At 60.9% G+C, this 22,160-nt stretch carries 18 protein-coding genes and 1 tRNA gene; 9 read left to right on the top strand and 10 right to left on the bottom strand.

The window, feature by feature from the left end:
* Positions 1 to 270 precede the first annotated feature (270 nt).
* A complete protein-coding gene (locus ACMO9O_RS10690; protein ID WP_418983855.1) occupies positions 271 to 3,027 on the bottom strand; it encodes an ATP-binding protein in 2,757 nt (918 codons plus the stop codon).
* 261 nt (positions 3,028 to 3,288) lie between these two features.
* On the opposite strand from ACMO9O_RS10690, the gene ACMO9O_RS10695 reads away from it, so the two are divergent.
* The 3 genes from ACMO9O_RS10695 (at position 3,289) to udk (ending at position 6,788) form a co-directional block, all read left to right on the top strand.
* Positions 3,289 to 4,026, top strand: coding sequence for a cell division ATP-binding protein FtsE (locus ACMO9O_RS10695; protein ID WP_418983856.1), 738 nt, complete (start codon positions 3,289 to 3,291; stop codon positions 4,024 to 4,026).
* Between the two features lie 112 nt (positions 4,027 to 4,138).
* Positions 4,139 to 6,097, top strand: coding sequence for a DNA topoisomerase (ATP-hydrolyzing) subunit B (gyrB, locus tag ACMO9O_RS10700; protein ID WP_418983857.1), 1,959 nt, complete (start codon positions 4,139 to 4,141; stop codon positions 6,095 to 6,097).
* Positions 6,098 to 6,167: 70 nt separating this feature from the next.
* Positions 6,168 to 6,788 (top strand): uridine kinase, encoded by a 621-nt coding sequence (gene udk, locus ACMO9O_RS10705; RefSeq protein ID WP_418983858.1) that lies wholly within the window; start codon positions 6,168 to 6,170, stop codon positions 6,786 to 6,788.
* A gap of 142 nt (positions 6,789 to 6,930) precedes the next feature.
* On the opposite strand, the gene ACMO9O_RS10710 is transcribed toward udk, so the two are convergent.
* The 4 genes from ACMO9O_RS10710 to ACMO9O_RS10725 form a co-directional block, all read right to left on the bottom strand.
* Positions 6,931 to 8,136 (bottom strand): WG repeat-containing protein, encoded by a 1,206-nt coding sequence (locus tag ACMO9O_RS10710; RefSeq protein ID WP_418983859.1) that lies wholly within the window; start codon positions 8,134 to 8,136, stop codon positions 6,931 to 6,933.
* The gene (gene mutS / locus ACMO9O_RS10715) at positions 8,136 to 10,769 is read right to left on the bottom strand and encodes a DNA mismatch repair protein MutS (RefSeq protein WP_418983860.1); all 2,634 of its coding nucleotides are present in this window, start codon (positions 10,767 to 10,769) and stop codon (positions 8,136 to 8,138) included. Before mutS ends, ACMO9O_RS10710 begins: the two co-directional genes overlap by 1 nt.
* A gap of 157 nt (positions 10,770 to 10,926) precedes the next feature.
* On the bottom strand, positions 10,927 to 11,502 hold the full coding sequence (locus tag ACMO9O_RS10720) for a uracil-DNA glycosylase family protein (RefSeq protein ID WP_418983861.1): 576 nt from the start codon (positions 11,500 to 11,502) through the stop codon (positions 10,927 to 10,929).
* The gene (locus ACMO9O_RS10725; protein WP_418983862.1) at positions 11,495 to 12,910 is read right to left on the bottom strand and encodes an ATP-dependent DNA helicase; all 1,416 of its coding nucleotides are present in this window, start codon (positions 12,908 to 12,910) and stop codon (positions 11,495 to 11,497) included. The genes ACMO9O_RS10720 and ACMO9O_RS10725 overlap by 8 nt, the downstream gene beginning before the upstream one ends.
* Before the next feature lie 41 nt (positions 12,911 to 12,951).
* Here ACMO9O_RS10725 and ACMO9O_RS10730 point away from each other — a divergent pair, with 41 nt between their 5' ends.
* The 4 genes from ACMO9O_RS10730 to ACMO9O_RS10745 all read left to right on the top strand — a co-directional run bounded on the left by ACMO9O_RS10730 (position 12,952) and on the right by ACMO9O_RS10745 (position 14,854).
* Positions 12,952 to 13,590: a hypothetical protein gene (locus tag ACMO9O_RS10730; RefSeq protein ID WP_418983863.1), complete on the top strand. Its 639-nt coding sequence runs from the start codon at positions 12,952 to 12,954 to the stop codon at positions 13,588 to 13,590.
* Between the two features lie 22 nt (positions 13,591 to 13,612).
* Positions 13,613 to 14,176 carry a hypothetical protein gene (locus ACMO9O_RS10735; protein ID WP_418983864.1) on the top strand — a complete coding sequence of 188 codons (564 nt, stop codon included), beginning with the start codon at positions 13,613 to 13,615 and terminating at the stop codon, positions 14,174 to 14,176.
* Positions 14,167 to 14,700, top strand: coding sequence for an RsmD family RNA methyltransferase (locus tag ACMO9O_RS10740; protein ID WP_418983865.1), 534 nt, complete (start codon positions 14,167 to 14,169; stop codon positions 14,698 to 14,700). Before ACMO9O_RS10735 ends, ACMO9O_RS10740 begins: the two co-directional genes overlap by 10 nt.
* 77 nt (positions 14,701 to 14,777) lie before the next feature.
* Positions 14,778 to 14,854: transfer RNA gene (locus ACMO9O_RS10745), tRNA-Asp, on the top strand.
* A gap of 74 nt (positions 14,855 to 14,928) precedes the next feature.
* On the opposite strand, the gene ACMO9O_RS10750 is transcribed toward ACMO9O_RS10745, so the two are convergent.
* Together ACMO9O_RS10750 and ACMO9O_RS10755 are read right to left on the bottom strand one after the other, a co-directional pair.
* Positions 14,929 to 15,822 (bottom strand): SDR family oxidoreductase, encoded by an 894-nt coding sequence (locus ACMO9O_RS10750; protein WP_418983866.1) that lies wholly within the window; start codon positions 15,820 to 15,822, stop codon positions 14,929 to 14,931.
* A 15-nt stretch (positions 15,823 to 15,837) separates the two neighbouring features.
* Positions 15,838 to 16,548: a hypothetical protein gene (locus tag ACMO9O_RS10755; RefSeq protein WP_418983867.1), complete on the bottom strand. Its 711-nt coding sequence runs from the start codon at positions 16,546 to 16,548 to the stop codon at positions 15,838 to 15,840.
* A gap of 256 nt (positions 16,549 to 16,804) precedes the next feature.
* On the opposite strand from ACMO9O_RS10755, the gene ACMO9O_RS10760 reads away from it, so the two are divergent.
* Positions 16,805 to 17,434: a nitroreductase family protein gene (locus ACMO9O_RS10760; protein WP_418983868.1), complete on the top strand. Its 630-nt coding sequence runs from the start codon at positions 16,805 to 16,807 to the stop codon at positions 17,432 to 17,434.
* A gap of 93 nt (positions 17,435 to 17,527) precedes the next feature.
* Positions 17,528 to 18,388 (top strand): glycosyltransferase family 2 protein, encoded by an 861-nt coding sequence (locus ACMO9O_RS10765; protein WP_418983869.1) that lies wholly within the window; start codon positions 17,528 to 17,530, stop codon positions 18,386 to 18,388.
* Positions 18,389 to 18,467: 79 nt separating this feature from the next.
* Here the strand turns inward: ACMO9O_RS10765 and ACMO9O_RS10770 are convergent, their stop codons facing one another.
* From ACMO9O_RS10770 to hutH, 3 genes are all read right to left on the bottom strand, one after another.
* Positions 18,468 to 19,355, bottom strand: coding sequence for a bifunctional methionine sulfoxide reductase B/A protein (locus ACMO9O_RS10770; protein WP_418983870.1), 888 nt, complete (start codon positions 19,353 to 19,355; stop codon positions 18,468 to 18,470).
* Between the two features lie 80 nt (positions 19,356 to 19,435).
* The gene (gene hutI / locus ACMO9O_RS10775; RefSeq protein ID WP_418983871.1) at positions 19,436 to 20,674 is read right to left on the bottom strand and encodes an imidazolonepropionase; all 1,239 of its coding nucleotides are present in this window, start codon (positions 20,672 to 20,674) and stop codon (positions 19,436 to 19,438) included.
* Positions 20,671 to 22,152 (bottom strand): histidine ammonia-lyase, encoded by a 1,482-nt coding sequence (gene hutH, locus ACMO9O_RS10780; RefSeq protein ID WP_418983872.1) that lies wholly within the window; start codon positions 22,150 to 22,152, stop codon positions 20,671 to 20,673. Before hutH ends, hutI begins: the two co-directional genes overlap by 4 nt.
* Positions 22,153 to 22,160: the final 8 nt, after the last annotated feature.

The raw sequence follows: 22,160 nt of genomic DNA on the forward strand, positions 1-22,160 counted from the left end.
TCCGGCGCAAAGCCAATCGGAAACTGTTGCAAAGATAGTGCAAGCCGAGCGCAAAACCAAATTTATTTGGGATTTGCCGAGGCGCAGCCTATCTAAGCCGCAGGCAAAGTAGTACAAGCCGAGCGCAAAACCAAATTTATTTGGGATTTGCCGAGGCGCAGCCTGTCTAAGCCGCAGGCAAAACAGCGGGATGCAAACGCAAGGTGATGCCAGCCTGTTCGTAGCAATGCAAGGGGTGAAACGGGAACCGGATCGCCTTTGCGGCGGCCGTCACTCCGTCCTCAGATCGGGCCGGTCGACCGGAACCGTGAACCAGAAGCGCGAACCGCGCCCTACCTCCGACTCCACGCCGATGCGCCCCTTCATCTGCTCGACGATCGACTTGCAGATCGGCAGACCGAGACCCGTCCCCTGCGCGAAGCTGTTGAGCTTGACGAAGCGGTCGAAGATGCGGTCGATCTGGTCGCGGGGAATCCCCTTGCCCGTGTCCTCGACCCAGAAGCGGATGTCGGGCAGTTCGAGCGCGTAACCGATCGTGATGCTCCCTTCCGGGGTGAACTTCACGGCGTTGGTCACGAAATTGGTGATGATCTGCAACAGGCGGCTCTTGTCGCCGAAGACGGTGCACTCCTTCTCGTGCGCCCCGAAGAGCAACTTCACCGGTTTGTTCTGCACCTTGAGCGCGAGCGACCGCACGGCCTCTTCGCACAACTGGTTGACGTCGATCATCTCGTAGTTGAACTCGAAGGTTCCCGCCTCGATCTTCGCCAGGTCCAGAATGTCGGATATGAGTTTGAGCAGCAGGTTGTTGTTCTCCTCGACCACACGCATGTACTCACGACGATCGTCGGGATCGTCGGTTTCGGTCAGCAGGTACGAGAAGCCGACGATGGCGTTGAGCGGCGTGCGGATCTCGTGGCTCATGTTGGCCAGAAACGCCGATTTCAACCGGTCGCTGACCTCGGCCTTGTTCTTGGCCTCGATCAGGTTCCGTTCGGTCTGCTTGAGTTCGGTGATGTCGTAGTTCACGCACACCATCTCGATCTTCGAAGGGTCGTTATTCAACGGATTACGCATGACGTTGATCCGCGTCCAGTGCTCGTTCGGTCCCGGGTCGATTCGCAGGTCCAGCCCGAAATTGTCGATCTGCCCCGCCTTCACGCGGCGGATGCACTCCATGATGGCGGCCCGGTCGTCGGGGTCGACATGCGAATAGACGCCGATCACCCCGGTCAGCGGCGTATCCTCCGATTCGCCCAGGTTGTGATACCACTGCGGCACGCCGTAGCCCTCCTTGGTCAGCAGGTCGAAGCGGCAGTAGCCCACCTTGCCGAAACGGCTGACCAGCGAGAACGAGCTTTCGAATTCGGCGATGCGCGAGTGGGCGCGGGTAATCTCCGTATTGTCGATGTTGGTGAGCAGGTAGTTGACGCGGTTGCCCTCCAGATCGTAGAGCATGTTGGCCGTGGAGAAAATCTCCAGATAACCGGTCTTGCCCGACCGGTAATAGCCCTTCACCCGGTCGAAAGGATAGTTGACGCGGAAGACCTGGTCCCTGCCTGCGAGCAGCCCCTGCCGGACCTGCTCGGGGACGTTGGGATTGTCGAAGAAATTGATCCCCAACGCGTCCTTCTTGTCCGCCACGCCGAATATCTCCATGTCCTTGTTATTCAGGTCGACCAGAAAACCGTCCTTGTCGTAGAGTTCCATGCCGACCTGAATGTTCTCGAAGATGTTGCGCAGGAGCTTTTCGTTGCGGGAAAGCGCTTCGTGAGCCTTCTGCACCTCGGTCGTGTCGGTCATCAGGCAGATCACCTCGTCCCGGCGGATGGAGTAGAGCTGCGCATGGATCTGCTTCTTGTTCTGCGACAGAACCGTATCGAGTTCGAGGTATTCGCCCGTGTCGAGCACCCGCAGCAAATCGGTCAGGAAGACGGGCGTCAGCCCCATCTCGTGGGCCGTGCGGCCGACGTAGTTCTCGCGCCGCTCCCCCACGATGGCGTCGGCGGCGAAGTTGGAGTCGAGCACGCGGTAGTCGTAGGCCTCGCCCTGCTCGTCGCGGAGCACCTCGATCCGGACATAACCCGGAGGCATGTGGCGGTAGAGGGCTTCCAGGTAGGAGCGCTCCTCCTTCGCCTCCTTCTCGGAGTGCTGCAGTTCGAGGCAGAGGCTGATGATGTTGACCAGCGAGGAGAACCACTCGCAGTCGACGTTGGTCCAGTTGCGGACGCTCTCCACCACGTCGATGCCGGCATAGCCCCACACCTTGTCGCGCGTGGCGAGCGGCATGACCAGCAGCGAGCGGATGTGCTGCATTTCGAGCGCCCGGCGTTCGATCTGCGCCTCGGCGGGAAGTTCGTCGAGCGTATTGAGCATGATGGGCTGTCCCTGCGAGACCCGATCCGTCCACCACTGCATCTCGTCCATGCGGAACTGGCTGACCAGCTCGCGTTCCGGCTCTACGCCGTCGGCCGTCACCTCGAACATGCAGTCGTGCATGCGCTGCTCCCAGTCGAAGCGGACGATGTAGGCGCGGCTGCCGTGGAAGATGGAGAGGATGTCCGCGAGAATCTTGTGGACGGTTTCGTCCACCTGATCGGTTTGCAGCAGCGAGAGCAACGTCTGCGAGATGCTGTTGAGCCGGTAGAGCAGGTCGTCGACCCGTTTGATCTCCGCCTCCGACTGCTCCACCTGCCGGGCATAGCCCGTATAGTGTTTCGATCCGTCGGGATCGGTGTAATCTCCCAGCAGTTTCCACTGCAACCACACCTCTGCGCTCCCGATGCGGATCGGAAATATCCGTTCGTTGGGAATGCGTCCCATCGAAAATTCCACCTCGGCAAAGGCATATTGGCGATAGGGCGGACTGATCCGTTCCCGGAAATCGTCGAAACTGATCCGACCGTCCGGACAGGCGGTCAGATCGCGCATTATCCCGTGGAACCGGAACTGCCGGCGCTTCATGTCGGCTTCCCAACACCCTATTTTTGCATCCTGCAAGACCGAAAGCAGGAAATCGTTTTCCATCCTCATCACTTATATTACGGACATTCATACAAAAGTAGCGAACCCCGGTGGGATTAACAAACGGCGGAATCGCCGAAACAGTATCTTTGCGGCCCTTTCGACAAACATTAACGGTCAAAAGGACGCCATCCCGTCCGCTGCGGCGGACAAACCGGGCCAGACGGGGCAGTCCGTCGGACGGATCGGTGCGATATTGCGCGGGCGGCGGCCCGGAATTGCGGATTTTTACCTATCTTTGGATGCGAATCCAAGCAGAAGAAGATGGAGGAAAAATACGTTGTGAAACTGACAAACGCGGCGATCTACCATGCCGACGACCCTTTCGGCAGCCACTCGGCCGAGCGGCTGATGCGCCGCGGCGAGATGGTGCTCTCCGACATCGACCTGGAGGTCGCACCCGGCGAGTTCGTCTATCTCATAGGCCGGGTCGGCAGCGGCAAAAGCACGCTGCTCAAAACCCTTTACGCCGAAGTCCAGCTGCTCTCGGGAGAGGGTCATGTGGCGGGCTTCGACCTGCGGCGGCTGCGGCGGCGGGACATTCCCTACCTGCGGCGGCGCATCGGCATCGTCTTTCAGGACTACCAGCTGTTGACCGACCGCAACGTCTTCATGAACCTTTACTATGTGATGAAGGCTACGGGCTGGAAGCGCGAGGCGGAGATCCGCGAGCGCATCGACCGGGTGCTGGGCGTGGTGGACCTGAGCGCGAAGAGCTACAAGATGCCCTTCGAACTTTCGGGCGGCGAGCAGCAGCGGCTGGTCATCGCGCGGGCGCTGCTGAACGATCCGGCGGTGCTGCTGGCCGACGAGCCGACGGGCAACCTCGACCCGGTGACCGCCGACGGAATCATGCAGCTCTTCCAGCGTATCGCCGGGCGCGGCTGCGCGGTGGTCATGTCGACGCACAACACCTCCCTGATCGAGAATTACCCGGCCCGCGCCGTCCTCTTCTCGCAGGGGCGCATCCGCGAGGTGGACCTCAAGGCCGAGCTTTCGTAAATACGGCTCTCGAAGGGCGCAGCCTGCGAAAAACAGGCGCAAAAAGAGCCGTCGTCCTATTGTATAATCCGGGATAAATGCGTATATTTGTACGATATTTTAAACACACGAAATGAGTACCGAACAAGAAAACGTCAAGAAGCAAGAAGAGGAATATTCCGCGTCCAACATCCAGGTGCTGGAGGGGCTGGAAGCGGTGCGCAAGCGCCCGGCGATGTATATCGGCGACATCGGCGAGAAGGGTCTGCACCACCTGGTCTACGAGGTGGTCGACAACTCGATCGACGAGGCGCTGGCAGGCTACTGCACCGACATCGACGTTACCATAAACGAGGACAACTCCATCACCGTAAGGGACAACGGCCGAGGCATCCCGACCGACTACCACGCCAAGGAGGGCAAGTCGGCGCTCGAAGTCGTGCTGACGGTGCTCCATGCCGGCGGCAAGTTCGACAAGGGCAGCTACAAGGTCTCGGGCGGTCTGCACGGCGTGGGCGTTTCGTGCGTCAACGCACTCTCGACGCTGCTCGTGGCCGAGATTCACGCCCGCGACGGCAAGATCTACCGCCAGACCTACTGTCAGGGCAAGCCCACCTCGCAGGTCGAGGTCGTCGGCGCGTGCGAGGACCGCGGAACGATCATCACTTTCAAGCCCGACGACAGCATTTTCACTCTCACGACCGAATACAAATACGACATACTGGGCAACCGTCTGCGCGAGCTGGCATTCCTGAACAAGGGCATCCGGCTGAATCTCTACGACAAGCGCAGGGACGAGGAGGGCAACACGCGCGAGGACCACTTCTACTCGGAGGAGGGACTCAAGGAGTTCGTCGAATACCTCGACGCCACGCGCGGCACGCCGATCATCGACCAGATCATCTACCTCGACACCGAGAAGAACGGCGTTCCGGTGGAGGTGGCCATGCAGTACAACGACTCTTTCTCGGAGAACGTCCACTCCTATGTAAATAACATCAACACCATCGAAGGCGGCACGCACCTGACGGGTTTCCGCCGCGCGCTGACCCGCACGCTCAAGAAGTACGCCGAGGATTCGGGCATGCTCTCCAAGCTCAAGTTCGACATCAGCGGCGACGACTTCCGCGAGGGCCTTACGGCTGTGGTTTCGGTGAAGGTGCAGGAGCCTCAGTTCGAGGGACAGACCAAGAACAAGCTGGGCAACGACGAGGTTTCGGCCGCCGTCGATCAGGCCATGACCGCCGCGCTGGGACACTACCTGGAGGAGAACCCTAAGGACGCCAAAGCGATCGTGCAGAAGGTCATTCTGGCCGCCACGGCCCGCCACGCCGCACGCCACGCCCGCGAGCTGGTGCAGCGCAAGACGGTGCTTTCGGGCGCCGGGCTTCCGGGCAAGCTGGCCGACTGTTCGAGCCGCGACCGCTCGATCGCCGAGATCTTCTTCGTCGAGGGCGATTCGGCAGGCGGCACGGCCAAGTCGGGCCGCGACCGCAACTTCCAGGCGATCATGCCGCTGCGCGGTAAGATTCTGAATATCGAAAAGGCGCAGGAGCACCGCATGTGGGAGAACGAGGAGATCAAGAACATGTTCACCGCACTGGGCGTCACGATCGGTACGGAGGAGGACAGCAAGGCGCTGAACCTGGAAAAACTGCGCTACGACAAGATCATTATCATGACCGATGCCGACGTCGACGGCAGCCACATCGCCACGCTGATGCTGACCTTCTTCTTCCGCAAGATGAAAGAGCTGATCGAGAACGGCCACGTCTACATCGCCACCCCGCCGCTCTATCTGGTCAAGAAAGGCAAGCAGGAGCGCTACTGCTGGACCGAGAAGGAGCGCGACGCCATCACCGAGGAGTTCGGCAAGGGCGCGCACGTGCAGCGCTACAAAGGTCTCGGCGAGATGAACGCCCACCAGCTGTGGGAGACGACGATGAACCCAGACACGCGCATCCTGCGCCAGGTCAACATCGACAACGCCGCCGAAGCCGACCGCATCTTCTCGATGCTCATGGGCGACGAGGTTCCGCCGCGCCGCGAATTTATCGAACGGAATGCGCATTACGCCAATATCGACGCATAGAAACCGGGAAAGGGATTGTCCGCAAGGATGATCCTTTTCTTTATATAACCCAAAGTTAGAACCTGATAGTATGAAAGTTACCGTGATCGGAGTTGCCGGTGGAACCGGCTCTGGGAAGTCGACGCTCGTCAAGCGTCTTCAGGAAGCGTTCAAAGGCGACGACGTGGTGACCCTCTGCCACGACTACTACTACAAGGCCCATCCGGAGCTTACCTACGAGGAGCGCACGAAGCTCAACTACGACCATCCGCAGGCGTTCGACACGCAGATGATGGTGGACCATATCAAGGCGCTGAAGGAGAACGTTCCGATCGAGCACCCGGTCTACTCGTTCGTCGAGCACGACCGCATGCCCGAGACGGTGAGCGTCAAGCCCTCGAAGGTCATCATCGTAGACGGCATCCTGATCTTCGAGAACCGGGAACTGCGCGAAATGATGGACATCAAGGTCTACGTCGACACCGACGCCGATATCCGGCTGGCGCGGCGCATCCTGCGCGACGTGTGCGAACGCGGCCGCACGATGCAGTCGGTCATCGCGCAGTACACCTCGACCGTGAAACCCATGCACGAGGAGTTCGTCGAGCCGTCGAAGAAGTATGCCGACGTAATCATCCCCGAGGGAGGTTTCAACTCGGTGGCTGTGGCGATGCTGATTCAGAATATCCGATCGCTCATCAACAGCAAATAACTTGGCGGAGGGCCGGGCAGAATCTCTTGTTTCGAGTATAGAAGTCTGATAGAGATTCTCTAAAACAAAGGCGAGGAAATTCCTCGCCTTGTTTTTAAGTCAGCACGGGTGTAGAGCCGTTTCTTCCACCGCTAAACGACCGTTACGGGAGCCTGATCTCGAGCCGGAACTTCCGGCCGTCCTGCGTGACGACGGCAGTTTCGCGCGCCTCCAGCGTCTGTGTATCGAGGTCGGTGAAAATATCGATCGAATCGTATTCGAAGGGCACGAGTATCCGGCCCGAATTGGCGACGATGCCGTAGCGCAGCGCCCCCGTCTTATCCCGCACGGCCGCCGCGGCATGGCCGTATTTGCCACCGTCCTGCAACCTGTAAACCGGAAACGAAAGCACCTGTTTCCCGTTGCGGTCGATCAGCCAGTAACGGGTTTCGCCGTCCCCTCCGTCCGCACCGACCCAGGTATTTGCAAAATCGAAGTTCGAGGCCATGTCGTACTGAAGGGGGATTACCGTCCTGCCGCTATCGTCTATATAACCGTAGCGTAATTTCCCGCCCGGGATGACTTTGCCGACTACCGCACGCCCCCGGTAGAACTGCCCGGCATAGAAATAGTTGCAGGGAATGACCATGCGGCCCGTAGTGTCGATAAATCCCCACTTGTTATAATACTTGCCCTGCATACCCACCGGAGCGAGCCCGTTTTCGCTGAAATCGTCGGCAGCGTCGTATTGCAGCGGGATCGCAAGCCGTCCGTCAGGCTTGATATAACCGTGTTTCCCTTTGAACTCTTGCAGCATGTCTTCGGCGGTCAGGCCCTTCGGAATCCCCTGCGAGAGGTCCGCTTCGTAAGTTCCCTTACCGACCACCGCAAGCCCGCAGGAAAAACGCTTGGCACAATAGTCGTATTTGATCGGCGTGATCCGACCCGCCGTATCGATGAGCGAATACCGCCAGTGATACGGACGCCCGATGGCTCCGATCGCCACACCCTCTTCGAAGTTTTCCAGGCAGTCCCACTTGGTGGGAACGATTTCGCGTCCTCTCCGGTCGACAGCACCCCACTTGCCCGCACGCTCCACGCCGGCGAATCCGTTGTGGAACCGCCGTCCGTAATCGAAGATCGGAGCCACGATGATCTGCCCCAGCGTGTCGACATAGCCGTATTTACCGTTGTCAGCCCCCTCCGGCATATTGTAACGCCCTCCCTCGATGACCTGGATGATCCCGTCCTCGGCATAGGGATAGACCACGTCGTAGCGTTCACGCAGTTCCCGGAGCACTTCGGGGCTCTGGGCGGATGCAGCCACGCAGAGAAAGGTGCATATCAACAGACTAAAGCGCCGCTTCATTATAGCCCGGTTATCTTCTTGATTTCATTGAGTTTGTTCAACGCCTGAATCGGGGTCAGCGAATCGAGGTCGAGCCCTTTGATCTGGTCGCGTATCTGCACCAGCACCGGGTCGTCGAGCTGGAACATCGAGAGCTGCATGTTCTGCGGAGCGCCCGTTTCGGCCGCTTCGCGCACGGATTGTGCCGAGGGTTTCTTGCCCCGCTCCTTGAGGCTCCGGCTCGGGACGATCTCGTTGTTGCCGTAGACCGTTTCGAGGTTGCGCAGAATCTCGTCGGCACGCGCCACGATCGACATCGGCATGCCGGCCATGCGGGCCACGTGGATGCCGAACGAGTGCTCGGTCCCGCCCCTCTCCAGCTTGCGCAGGAAGACGATCTGATTGCCCACCTCCTTGACCGTGACGTGGTAGTTCTTCACACGCGGGCACATCTGCTCCATCTCGTTGAGTTCGTGGTAGTGGGTGGCGAAGAGCGTCTTGGCATGGGCCGTCGGGTGGTTGTGGAGGTATTCGACCATGGCCCACGCGATCGAAATACCGTCGTAGGTCGACGTGCCGCGGCCGATCTCGTCCAGCAGGACGATGCTGCGGTCGGAGATGTTATTGAGGATGCTGGCCGATTCGAGCATCTCGACCATGAAGGTGGATTCGCCCTGCGAGATGTTGTCCGAAGCGCCCACGCGGGTGAAAATCTTGTCCACCACGCCGATATGCGCCGACTGCGCGGGCACGAAAGAACCCATCTGCGCCATGAGGATGATGAGCGCCGTCTGCCGCAGCAGGGCCGACTTACCGGACATGTTAGGACCGGTTATCATCATGATCTGCTGCTGCTTGTCGTCGAGCATCACGTCGTTGGGGATGTACTCCTCCCCGACGGGCATCAGCGTCTCGATGACCGGATGGCGGCCCTGCCGGATGTCGATGCGCTTGCCCGTGTCGAGCACGGGGCGCACGTAACGCCGCTCGCAGGCCAGCCGGGCGAACGATTGGAGACAGTCGATGCGGGCCACGACCGCCGCATCGCGCAGCAGCGCTTGCAGCGAAGAGCAGATGCAGGCGATCAGCTCCGTGTAGATGCGCTGCTCCAAAATGAGCATCTTCTCTTCGGCGCCCAGAATCTTCTCTTCATATTCCTTCAGCTCCTCGGTGATGTAGCGTTCGGCATTGGCCAGCGTCTGCTTGCGGATCCACGTCTCGGGCACTTTGTCGCGGTGGGCGTTGCGCACCTCGATGTAGTAGCCGAAGACGTTGTTGTAGCTGATCTTGAGTGACGGGATGCCGGTCGTCTCGCTCTCCCGCTGCTGGATGCGCGCCAGGTAGTCCTTGCCGTGGAGCGCGATGCGCCGCAGGTCGTCCAGTTCGGGGTCCACGCCGTCGGCGATCACCCCGCCCTTCTGAATCTGGTTGTTGAGCGGATCGGGGTAGATTTCGCGGGCGATGCGGTCGCGCACCGCAGCCAGCGTGTCGATCTGCCCCGCCAGTGCGTGCAGGCGGTCGTGGTCGGTCGATTCCAGCGCTGCCTTGAGCGTCTCGATGGCCGTGAGCGAGGTTTTGAGCTGCACCAGTTCGCGGGGCGTCACGCGCGCGGCGGCTATGCGCGAAGCGATGCGCTCCAGGTCGCCCATCTGCGCCACCTGCTCGCGGACCAGGTCGGCCAGATCGGCCTCGCGGGTGAAAATCTCCACCACGTCCAGCCGCTCCCCGATCTTCGCCGGGTCCTTGATGGGCATGGCGATCCACCGCTTCATCAGACGGCCGCCCATCGGGGTCGACGTCCGGTCGATCACGTCGAAGAAGCTGCACTTCTCGCGCGCACCGTTCGAAGAGAAGAGTTCGAGGTTGCGGATCGTGAATTTGTCGACCCAGACATACTCGTCCTCGTCGATGCGCGAAATGGAGGTGATGTGGGCGATGTCTCGGTGCTCGGTAAATTCGAGGTAGTAGAGGATGGCTCCGGCGGCCGAAATGCCGCAGGTGAAGTGGTCGACGCCGAACCCTTTCAGTGAGCGGGTTCCGAACTGCTTGCACAGCTTCTCGCGGTTGACCTCCTCCGAGAAGACCCACTCGTCGAGGCGGTAGGTGTAGTGCTTCGCCCCGAACGCGTCGGAGAAGCGGTCCTCGTAGCCCCGTTGGTAGATGATCTCCTTGGGTGAGAGGTTCGAAATGAGCTTGTCGATGTAGTTGTCGGGACCTTCGGCCACGTAGAACTCTCCGGTCGAGATGTCGAGAAAGGCCACGCCCGTGGCCTTCGGCCCGAAATAAACCGAGGCGAGAAAGGTGTTCTCCTTGTTGGCCAGGATGTTGTCGCCCAGCACGACGCCCGGGGTGACCAGCTCGATCACGCCCCGCTTGACCAGCCCCTTGACAAGTTTGGGGTCCTCCAGCTGCTCGCAGATGGCCACGCGTTCGCCCGCCCTGACCAGCTTGGGCAGGTAGGTGTCGATGGCATGATAGGGAAATCCGGCCAGCTCGACGTAGGTCGCCGCCCCGTTGGCGCGGCGCGTCAGCGTGATGCCCAGAATGCCGCTGGCCTTGATCGCATCGTCGCCGAACGTCTCGTAGAAGTCCCCCACACGGAACAGCAGAATCGCATCGGGGTGCACCGCCTTGATCGAGTAGTACTGCTTCATCAAGGGCGTTTCGGCATATTTTTTTACTATTTTTCGCTCTTCTCCCACAAGAAATTATTGTATGAATGATCTATACAAAGATAGCGGATTTTTGGCCCCGGGCAATGCGCGGGGCGGAATTTTTTCGCCGTTTTTTCGCAGGCCGGCTTTCCGGAGGTTACAGGATTCCGGTTTCGGAGAACACTTTGCGGTAAAATTCGGCCTTCCACTCCACCGGACGCGGATAGGCCCGCGAGGTGGAGGGCATGCGCCAGATGCGGAGCTGGCGGCCGGCGAACCCGACCGTAACGCAGCCGCCGACCGGAGGCGCGTCGCAGCCCGTGATGGCGCGCAGCGTGTCGGAGGCTTTCTGCCCGGTGGTAACGATCGTCCGGCAGGCGGGAATCCGCGCCAGGACAGCGGCCAGATCGACCTCGCGTACGACCTGAAGAAAATTATCCGAAGCGTTGTCTTTCAGGCGGATGATCTCGACCGCCGTATCGTACAGCGCGATCCCCCGCTCGCGGCAGAAAGCCTCGATGCGCGCCTGGTCGAAGCGCTTGCCGTCCGGTCGGAGGAAATACGCCTTGTCGCCCGCGGCCAGGTAGCCCACCACGCGCCACATGTCGTTTTGCAGATTGGGATAGAAGAAGTCCATCGACCAGCGGATGCGCTTGGGCGGAAAGCTGCCCAGCATCAGCAGACGGGCATCGGCCGGCAGAAAGGGTTCGAGGGGGTGTTGTTCGCTATTCATAGAACTGCTTGTCGAAATTGACGAGGTAGAGACGGTCGGTGGCGCGCGTCAGGGCCGTGTAGAGCCACCGCAGCCGGTCGCGCGTCATCGTTTCTTCGCCGAACAGGCAGCGGTCGACGAAGACCGCCCGCCACTGACCGCCCTGCGCCTTGTGGCAGGTGACGGCATAGGAGAACTTCACCTGCACGGCGTTAAAATGCGGATTTTCACGAATTTCCTTGAATCGTTTCAACTTGCTCTTGATCTCCGTATAATCCTTTTCGACTTCGTAGAAGAGCCGCGAACTCTCCTCGCGGGTGAGCGACGGCGACTCCGAGGCGATCGTGTCGAGCAGAATCTTGCATGCCAGTTCGGCATCGTCGTAGTCGGGGAACTGGAGCACGGCGTCGGCGAAGCGGAAACCGTAGAACTCCTCGAAGCGGCGCAGGCGCTTCAGGCGGGCAATGTCGCCGTTGGCCAGAAAGTTCATCGGGCACTCCTCGGTGTGCTCCGGGAAGTAGTAGTTGTTCTTGACGACCATCAGCATGTCGCCGCTTTCGATCTCCTCCTCGGCGCCGAGCACGTTGCGCCGGATGCCCTCGTTGTAGCGGTTGGCCCGCTTGTTCGAGCGGGTGATGACGATCGTCTCGTCGCGCCCGTAGCGGTCGTAGCAGTCCTGCAGCTTCTCGAGGAACTCCCCGCCCTCGACCGCTTCGAAATCGGGGAAACCCATCTCGAAGCGGGGTATTTCGTAGATGCCGTTTTCGAGCATGCAGCGCACCAGCGTGGCGTTGAACAGGATGCCCGACTCGGCCTCCTGGCGCACCACGTCGTCCAGCGTCGCGTAGACCACTTCGCCGTAGCGCTCCACCGTGGCAGGATCGAGCGCCGGGCTGAAATCGGTTCCCACGGGCGGCAGCTGAGCGCTGTCGCCCACCAGGATCAGCCGGCAGCCGCGGCCGCTGCGGACGTACTGAACCAGGTCCTTCAGCAGCGAGCCGCTGCCGAAAAGCGCTCCGTCCGACGAGCCGTCGGAGAGCATCGAGGCCTCGTCGACGATGAATACGGCGTCGCGCTCGGCATTGAGGTTGAGCGAGAATTTCGATTCGTAATCGGCATTGGTGCGCTGACGGTAGATGCGCTTATGGATCGTAAGCGCCTTTTCGTGCGCATAGCGCGCCAGAACTTTGGCCGCACGCCCCGTTGGAGCCAGCAGCACGGGCTTCATTCCGACCTCCTTCAACGCTCCCACCAGCGCCGCGATGAGCGTGGTCTTGCCCGTGCCCGCGTAGCCGTTGAGTACGAATATCTTCGAAAAATCGTCGTCGACGAGATATTCGGACAACTTTTCTATGATTTTTTTTTGCCCGGGAGTTGTTTCGAAACAAATTTTAGCGTAAATTTGGGTCGCAATATACGTGCTGAACATTCGCGGTTTAAATTTGTACAAACTTAATAACAAATATTAAAATGGTAAAGAAAATCGCTCAAATCATTCTTGCTTTGGTGGTCGTAGCACTCATCTATGTCATCTACAAGCAGATCTCAACCCCTATCCGCTTCGAGGAGGAGATGAAAGCGAAGAAGGCCCAGGTGATCGACCGCATCAAGGACATCCGGACGGCTCAGCGCGCATTCAAATCCAAGTACCAGCGTTTCACGGGCAGCTTCGACTCGCTGACGGCTTTCGTGCTGAACGACACGCTCGAGCTTGAACGCAAGATCGTCGACGAGGACGACTCGGTCGCTCTGGCCCAGCTCAAGAAGATGGGGCGCAAGAACGTCGAGCAGTTCAAGGTTGCCGTGATCGACACGATTTTCTCGCCCAAGCGCCTCTCCCGACAGGATGTCGAGAACCTGCGTTACGTACCCGGAACCGACAAGCAGGCCCAGTATATCATGGAGGCCGGCATCATCACCACCGAGTCGAAGGTCGTGATTCCCGTCGTAGAGGTTCGCGTGCCCTACAAGATGTTCCTCGACACGGTTCGTTTCCGCCAGGATATCGTCAATCTGATCGACGACGAGCAGAACAACTTCAACCGCTATCCCGGCGTGAAGTTCGGATCCATGGAAGCCGGTAACAATGAAGCGGGTAACTGGGAGTAACCCTCCGCAAACCGCAAACAGGGTGTCCATTCAGCTCGCGTTGGATGGACACTCTTTTTCGGTCCGTTTCCCGTCGGGCGACCTCCCGGAACCCGTGACGGCGGAGGTGCTCACACCCCGCACGCTGCTCGTTCCCGCCGACGCGCTCGATCCGGAACGCGCCGCCGATCTGCTTGCTGCCGCCGGACTGGCTCCGCTTGCGGGCGAGTGCACGGTCTGCAGCGAGCCGCAGGAGGGAGTGGCCGCTGTGATGGCCGTACCGGAGGAGGCCCTGCGGCAGATCGCGGAGCGGAGCGGAAAGCCGGTGCGCTTCACCACTCCGCTGCTGCACCGGCCGACGAAGACCGACGCGACCGTCTGGCTGCTCCACACGGCGGGACTTCTATTTATAAAGGTATACCGTTCGGATGTGCTGCGCTTTGCGGAGGTGATCCCCGCTCCGGCGGAGGCGGATATTCAATATTTGCTCGACCGGCTCGCCGGAGAGTTCCCGCCGAAAGAGTTTGCGCTCCATATCGACGCCGAGGAACCGCGCAAGCTGCGCAAAATAGCGGGCAACGTATTCAAAGAGGTGGTATGCGGATAATCAGCGGCAAATACAGGGGCCGGGCCATCACCCCGCCCCGCAACCTGCGGGCGCGGCCAACGACCGACTTCGCCAAGGAGAATCTGTTCAACGTACTGGGCAATCTGGTCGACTTCGAGGCGTGCGACGTGCTGGACCTCTTCGCCGGAACGGGTTCGATCAGCTACGAATTTGCCTCGCGCGGCGCCCGGAGCGTCACGGCGGTCGAGATCAACACGGTGCACTACGACTTCATCCGCCGCACGGCGGCGCAGCTGGGGCTGGAGAATTTCTACCCGGTCAAGGCGAATGTCTTTCGCTACCTGAAAAGCTGTCCGAAGCAGTTCGACGTGATTTTCTCGGATGCGCCCTACGATCTGGCGGGCAGCGAAGAGGTCGTCCGCGCGGTGATGGAGAGCGATCTGCTGCGGCCGGAGGGGATTCTGATCTTCGAACACTCGAAGAAGATGGATTTTTCCGCCGTCCCCGGATTCTGGCAATTAAGAAGTTACGGAAGCGTCCAATTTTCTTTCTTCAAAAAATGAAGAAAATGTTTGGAGTTAACGAAATTTGTACTACCTTTGCAAACGCAATCAGGAAATGATGCGCAAAGCAACACTAAGGTGCGTTAGTTCAGCTGGTTAGAATACGTGCCTGTCACGCACGGGGTCAGGGGTTCGAGTCCCCTACGCACCGCCAGACAACCAAGAAAAATCCTGCAAATTAAATTTGCAGGATTTTTCTTTTTGCCGAGCGGTTGAGCCGCATCCTATTTATTTTCCGCTCAGGCCGCCCGTAATGCCGTATATCTCGCCAGTGATGTAGCTGGCCTCTTCCGAGGCGAGAAAGACATAGATGCCGGCCATCTCGGCGGGCTGGGCAGCCCGGTTGAGCGGCGTGTCGACGCCGTGCTCGGGAATGTCTTCGTCGGGGTTGCCGCCCGAAACCTCCAGCGGGGTCCACGTAGGACCCGGACAGACGCTGTTCACCCGCACGCCCTTTTCCAACAGATATTTAGACAAAGCCACCCCGAAAGCCGTCACGGCCGATTTCGAGGCCGCATAGTCCAGCAGCAGCTTGTTGGGCGTGTAATACTCCGCCGAAGCGGTAATGATGACCGACGCCCCTTCAGGGAGCAGGGGCACGGCGGCCTGCGCCATGTAGAGCGGTGCGAAGACGTTGATCTGGAACGTGCGGAGCACCTGCTCCTCGGTGATCTCCGCAATATCGGTCGCGGCCTGCTGCACACCCGCGTTTAGCACCATAATATCCAGTCCGCCCAGCCGGCGGTGCGCCTCGGTCACGATCCGGCGGCAGGTCTCCCGTTCGCGCAGATCGCCCGGCAGCAGCTCCAGCCGCACCCCCTCCTTTTCGAGCAGTTCGGCGAGGGATTCGGCGTCGGACCGCTCCACCTCCAGGAAATTGATCGCCACGCGTGCCCCTTCCCGGGCAAAGGCGATCGCCACGGCGCGGCCGATGCCCGAATCGCCGCCGGTGATGAGCGCCTTACGCCCTTCGAGCCGTCCGTGGCCCTTGTAGCTCTCCTCCCCGCAGTCGGGGATAGGCTCCATCCGGGACTGGAGGCCCGGCGCCTCCTGTTTCTGCATCGGAAACTCCCCTCGGTGGTACTTCTTACCGGGATGTTGTAAAGAATTCCGTTCTTCCATCACTCAAAATTTAAATCAAACATTCGCCCGATCATCCAACCCTTTCAGTTCGATATCCGTCAGGTGGAGGATCAGGCAGTACTTCTCTCCCTGAACGCGCCCTTCGAGGAAACCCCGGTAAGGCTGCCCGCCGCGGCTCAGCAGGATCGGTTCGGTCCCCTTGGCCCCGGCCCCGAGCAGCACCATCGCATCGGCCCGGTCGAGCTGCGCGGCCATGTCGAAGAGAAAATCGAACGTCGCCCCGTTCACGTGGCGCAGTTGGTAGCTGCGCGAGAAGACGAAGCGGCGCAGCGCCTCTTTGCGCGGAAACATCCGTCCCGTCCAGCGCAGGGGGATCGGCCGGTTGACGTTTCCCGGAACCTTCTCCAGTTCGCGCCGTTCGCGCTCCGTACCGTCGGGGTTGAAAACCACCTGATCGAGGTTCACATGGTAGACGATCTCGTAGTTTTTGTCCACGAAGATGCGGCGCGTGCGGCGCAGTTTGCGGCCCGTAAGCTCCATATCGACATCCGGATCGCTTGCGACGAGCGCCTCCGTCAGTCGGCGGGCATCGTAATGCTCGCTCAGACAGCGGTTCATCGCGGCGGTAGTCTTGACGAGCCGGACGCTCACAGGCTCCTCGCCCGATGGCAGTACACGCCTGACGCTGCTCGCAACGGGATGCGCATCGAAGGCGACCTGCGCATCGCGTCGGCGGTCGTTGGAGAGGTGAATTGCGCGTATCATAGTTTATGGCAATTGGGGCCGTGTGCTGAGCGGCAGCGCTCCGCCTGTCGGCAGGGTTCGCGTGCGGGGATGCGGACACGGTAATGCGCCGGGAAGCAGACCGACGGATGACCGGATGAGACTCCGGCAGGGGGTCGTGCGGCCTGTCCGAAGTCCGCCCCACAGTAACGCGTTCTGTGCAAAACATGCAATTTTCGGGCAATAATTCGCCGAAAACCGGATTATAGCTATCTTTGTACGACTAATTTTTCCTAAAATGGCAGACAACTACCTGGAGCGGAAAATGGAGGAGTACCAAAGCCGCGCAGCCGCTCGCCGACCCGCGGGGACGCTCGGTGCGCTGCTGCTGAAAAACCGCAGCTACCGTGGTTACGATCCCCATTTTGTCGTACGCCCGGACCAGCTCCGACGCATCATTTCGGTGAATACCCGTATTCCTTCGGCCCGGAATCAGCAGGTGCTGCGCTTCCGGCCCGTACTGGCCGAGGAAGCCGGCAAGGTCCTGCCGCATATCCGGCTCGGAGGCGCGCTGCCTGAGCTGCACCTGCCGCTGCCCGGCACGGAACCGAATGCGTTTATCATCGTCTGCTCGACAGTCCGCGAGGACCGCTACGTGGATATGGACCTGGGAATCTCCGTGCAGAGCATGCTGCTTCAGGCCGTCGAAATCGGGCTGAACGGCATCTGCATCGGCGCTTTCGACAAGGCGCGCATCCGGGAGGAGTTCTCGCTGGAGGCGGAACCGCTGCTGATCCTGGCCATCGGAAAGGGCGCGGAGCGGATCGAACTCGTGCCTATAGGCGCTGCCGACAACCACGCCTACTACCGCCGGGAGGGGACGCATTACGTGCCGAAAGTCCGGCTCGAAGAGTTGATTATCCGTTAATCGCGCGGTCCGACCGGGATAACCGCACTCATGCGGACAAACCGATTGCCGTTCCGTTTTTTTTGCTATATTTGCTCTGCCAATCCGAAAAGCATGAAGTGGTATAAGAAATATCTGACCGTCTACGAAAAGCCCTATGCCGAGGCTGCGCCGGAGATCGTCGCCGAGGTGCGCGATAAGATCGGCCGGCTGCAATCCGCCGAGCCAGTGGCGACCGTGTCGGTCATCGGCTACAACGAGGAGCGCCATCTGCTCGCCTGCCTCTGGTCGCTCAGTGAGCAGCAATGCCGCTATCCGATCGAGATCATCGGCGTGGACAACAATTCGAAGGACCGCACGGCGAAGGTTTTCGAAGCGTGCGGGGTCCCCTGCCACCGCGAAATGCAGCCCGGCTGCGGCCATGCGCGCCTTTGCGGGCTGAACCATGCACGCGGCCGTTACCACATCAACATCGATGCAGACACCATGTACCCGCCCCGCTACGTGGAGACGATGGTCGATGCGCTTATCGAACGCAAGCTGGTCGGTGTAAGCTCCCTGTGGGGGTACTTTCCCGACCGGGAACATTCTGCATTCGGACTGTGGTTTTACGAGTCGATGCGCGACTTCTACCTCTTCCTCCAGTCGTTCTCGCGGCCCCAGCGCTGCGTGCGCGGGCTGGTTTTCGCCTACGACACGGCACTGGCGCGCAAGGTGGGCATCCGCACGGACATCATCCGCGGTGAGGACGGTTCGCTGGCGTGGTCGCTGCGCCCCTACGGCAAGATCGGCTTCGTGCGCAAGCGCTGCGCCCGCGCCATAACGGGCTACGGTACGATCGCGCAGGACGGCGGCCTGATGGCCAGCTTCTTTATCCGGGCGAAAAAAGGGCTCCGTGACGCCTGGAAGATCGTGATCCCAACCCGCAAATCGGATATTCGGGACCAGGAGAGCAACCTGTTGAAAAAAAAGTAGCACACACCCGCTGCATCCAAACGAAACACCCTCGCCGACTGCGGCGGGGGTGTTTCGTTTCGGGGCACATCGGCGCCTTTCAGAACCGTTTGGTGTAGGTGTGGCAGTAGGGCTGCGTGCCCTTGCGCGCATAATAGTCCTGGTGATACCCCTCGGCAGGCCAGAAACGGCCCGCCGGCGTTACGCGCGTCGCCACGTCGTACCCCTTTTGACGCAGCGTGTCGAGCAGCTTTTCGGCCGTCTCCCGCTGCGCCCGCGTGGTGTAGAAAATTTCCGAGCGGTACTGATCGCCGATGTCGGGACCCTGCCGGTCGATCTGCGTAGGATCGTGTATCTCCAAAAAGCGTTTCGCCAACTCCTCGTAGGAGACTTTGGACGGGTCGAAGGTCACCCGGACCGCCTCGGCATGGCCCGTGCGGTGGCTGCACACCTCTTCATAGGTCGGGTTCTCGGTCGCGCCGCCCGTATAGCCCGATTCGACATCCACCACACCGGGCATCTGGGCCAGCATGTGCTCCACGCCCCAGAAACAGCCTCCGGCGAAGATCGCCGTGTCGGTCCGCGGAGCGGCCTCCGCAGCGGGGGTGGACGCCGGACCGCCGGAGGTCCCGCCGTCGGCAGGCTCGAAATCGAGCGAAATGGAGTTGACGCAATGACGCGTCTGCTTGGGCGTGAAGCCCTCGCCCGTGAAGACGTGCCCCAGATGGCCGCCGCAGCGGGCGCAGGTGATCTCCGTGCGGCGTCCGTCCGCATCCGGTGTCCGACGGACCGCTCCCGGCACTTCGTCGTCGAAACTGGGCCATCCGCACCCCGCATCGAACTTGTCCTGCGAGCGGTAGAGCGGCGCGCCGCACTGGCGGCAGCGATAGACGCCCTCCTTCGTATGATTGTAATAACGGCCCGTAAAGGGGGCCTCCGTCCCTTTGTCCACGATAACGCGTCGCTCCTCGGGTGTCAATGGTTTCATGTTCTGCGCATTTACGGCCCCGCACAGGAGGAGGGCCACTCCTACAATCCAATTTCGCATAGCTGCCTTCCGGACAAATTCTACGCCACAAACTCCTCGCCGCGCAGAAAGACGCGTGCGATCAGAGGCGTCGAGTAGGCATAGGTAAAGAATTCGAAGGAGGGCATCGGCTTGGTGAGGAAGAAATTGGCAATTTTACCTAAAGTGATCGAACCGTAATCCTCCTCCAGTCCCAGCGCATAGGCTCCGTTGAGCGTCGCGGCGTTGAACGCTTCGGCCGGGGTCATCCGCATGCGGATCGAAGCCAGCGAGCAGACCATGCGCATGTTGCCCGAGGGGGACGAGCCGGGGTTGTAATCCGACGCCAGCGCCACGCCCAGCCCGGCGTCGATCATGGCGCGGGCCGGCGGGTAGCTCATGCCGAGGAAGAACGCGGCGCCCGGCAGCAGGGTCGGCATGGTCCGCGTCCCGCGGAGCGCTTCGATCTCGGCGCCGCCCATCCGTTCGAGGTGGTCAACCGAGCGTGCGTCGTGCTCCACGCCCACCTGCACACCGCCCGAGACGGCCAGCTCGTTGGCGTGAATCTTCGGCACAAGGCCGTACTTGGCCCCTTCCCGCAGGATGCGGGCCGTCTGCTCCACGGTGAAGAAACCCTCGTCGCAAAAGACATCGACAAACTCGGCCAACCCTTCGGCGGCCACGGCGGGCAGCATCTCACGGCAGATCAGCTCCACGTACTCCTCCTGCCGACCCCGGTAGGCGCGCGCGACGGCGTGAGCGCCCAGAAAGGTCGCACGCACGGCCAGCGGCGCAGTCCCGCGGATTCGGCGAATCACGCGCAGCATCTTCAGTTCGTCCGCGGTCGAAAGGCCGTAGCCGCTCTTGATCTCCACGCAACCCGTACCCATCGCGGCGATCTCGCGCACGCGCTCCATCGCCTGCCGGTAAAGCTCCTCCTCGGAGGTCTCGTGCAGGCGGTCCGCGGAATTGAGGATGCCCCCGCCCCGGCGGGCGATCTCCTCGTAGCTCAGTCCGTGAATCTTATCCACGAACTCCTGCTCACGGCTTCCGGCATAGACAAGGTGGGTATGCGAGTCGCAAAAAGAGGGGAAGAGCATCCCGCCGCAGGCATCGACCACGCGGTCGGCCACGGGGACCGGCTGCGACGCAGGTCCGAACGCAGCGATGCGCTCCCCGTCGCAGAGGAGCCACGCATCGTCGAGCGTCTCCAGACGGTCCATCTCCGCACCGCACAACCGCCGCTTTCCGACGGGCTGGATGCCGACGATCTTTCCGATATGTTCGATCAGCAGCCTCATAGCGTCCGGAGGAATTGAACGGCAGCCTCGATATGGGGGTACATCACCGTGTCGTTGTCGACGAAGGGAACCCGCTCGCGGAAGTCGGCGACGATCTTCTCCAGCGCGGCCGACGAGCGTGCCGGACGGCGAAATTCGAGCGCCTGCGCCGCGTTGAAGAGTTCGATCGCCAGCACCCGTTCGGTGTTGCGCACGACGCGGTAGAGCTTCGTGGCGGCGTTGGAGCCCATCGACACATGGTCCTCCTGCCCCTGCGACGAGGGGATCGAATCGATGGATGCAGGCATGCAAAGCCCCTTCGTCTGGCTGACGATCGACGCGGCGGTGTACTGCGGGATCATGAAACCGCTGTTCAAACCGGGTTTGGCCACCAGGAAGTTGGGCAGCCCGCGCGCGCCCGAGATGAGTTTGTAGGTCCGACGTTCGGAGATACTGCCCAGTTCGGCCAGCGCGATGGCGAGAAAATCCATCGCAAGGGCGATCGGCTGGCCGTGGAAGTTGCCCGCCGAGACGACCATGTCCTCCTCGGGGAAGACCGTCGGATTGTCCGTCGTGGAGTTGATCTCGGTGGTGAGTACGCTCTCCACATAGTCGATCGTATCTTTCGAAGCGCCGTGCACCTGCGGAATACAGCGGAACGAATAGGGGTCCTGCACGTGTTTCTTCGGGCGGGCTATCAGCTCGCTGCCCTCCAGCAGGCGGCGGAACGCGCGTGCCGTAGCCAACTGGCCCCGGTGGGCGCGGATCAGGTGCACCTCGTCACAGAAGGGTTCGATGCGTCCGTCGAACGCGTCGAGCGAGAGCGCGCCGATGCGGTCGGCCCACTCGCTCAGGCGGTGCGCCTCGATCAGCGACCAGACGCCGTAGGCGCTCATGAACTGCGTGCCGTTCAGCAAGGCCAGCCCCTCCTTCGACTGCAGCTCGATGGGCCGCCAGCCAAATTCGGCCAGCATCTCGGCGGCGGGATGCACCTCGCCGTTATACTCCACCTCGCCCAGTCCCAGCAGCGGCAGGCTCAGGTGGGCCAGCGGAGCCAGATCGCCCGAAGCACCGAGCGAACCCTGCTGATAGACAACGGGTAGCACGTCGTAATTGAAGAAGTCGATGAGCCGCTCGACGGTCGCTAGCTGCACGCCTGAATGGCCGTAGGAGAGCGACTGGATCTTCAGCAGCAGGATCAGTTTCACGATCTGGGACGGCACGCGCTCGCCCGTCCCGCAGGCGTGCGACATGACCAGATTCTTTTGCAGCTGCGCCAGCTCGCCGCGGCCGACCGAAATGTCGCACAGCGATCCGAATCCGGTCGTGATGCCGTAGATGGGCCGCTCGGGGTTCTCCATCTTGCGGTCGAGGTATTCGCGGCAGCGGACGATCCGCTGCCGGGCGTCGTCGCTCAGTACGAGCCGACGATGGTGTTCGAGGATTTCGCGGACGCAGGCGATCGAAAGGTGCTCCGCGGAGATAGCGTGATGTTCCATAGGGAAAT

Origin of the sequence: Alistipes sp., from assembly GCF_048465635.1 — a bacterium.
GTDB lineage: Bacteria > Bacteroidota > Bacteroidia > Bacteroidales > Rikenellaceae > Alistipes.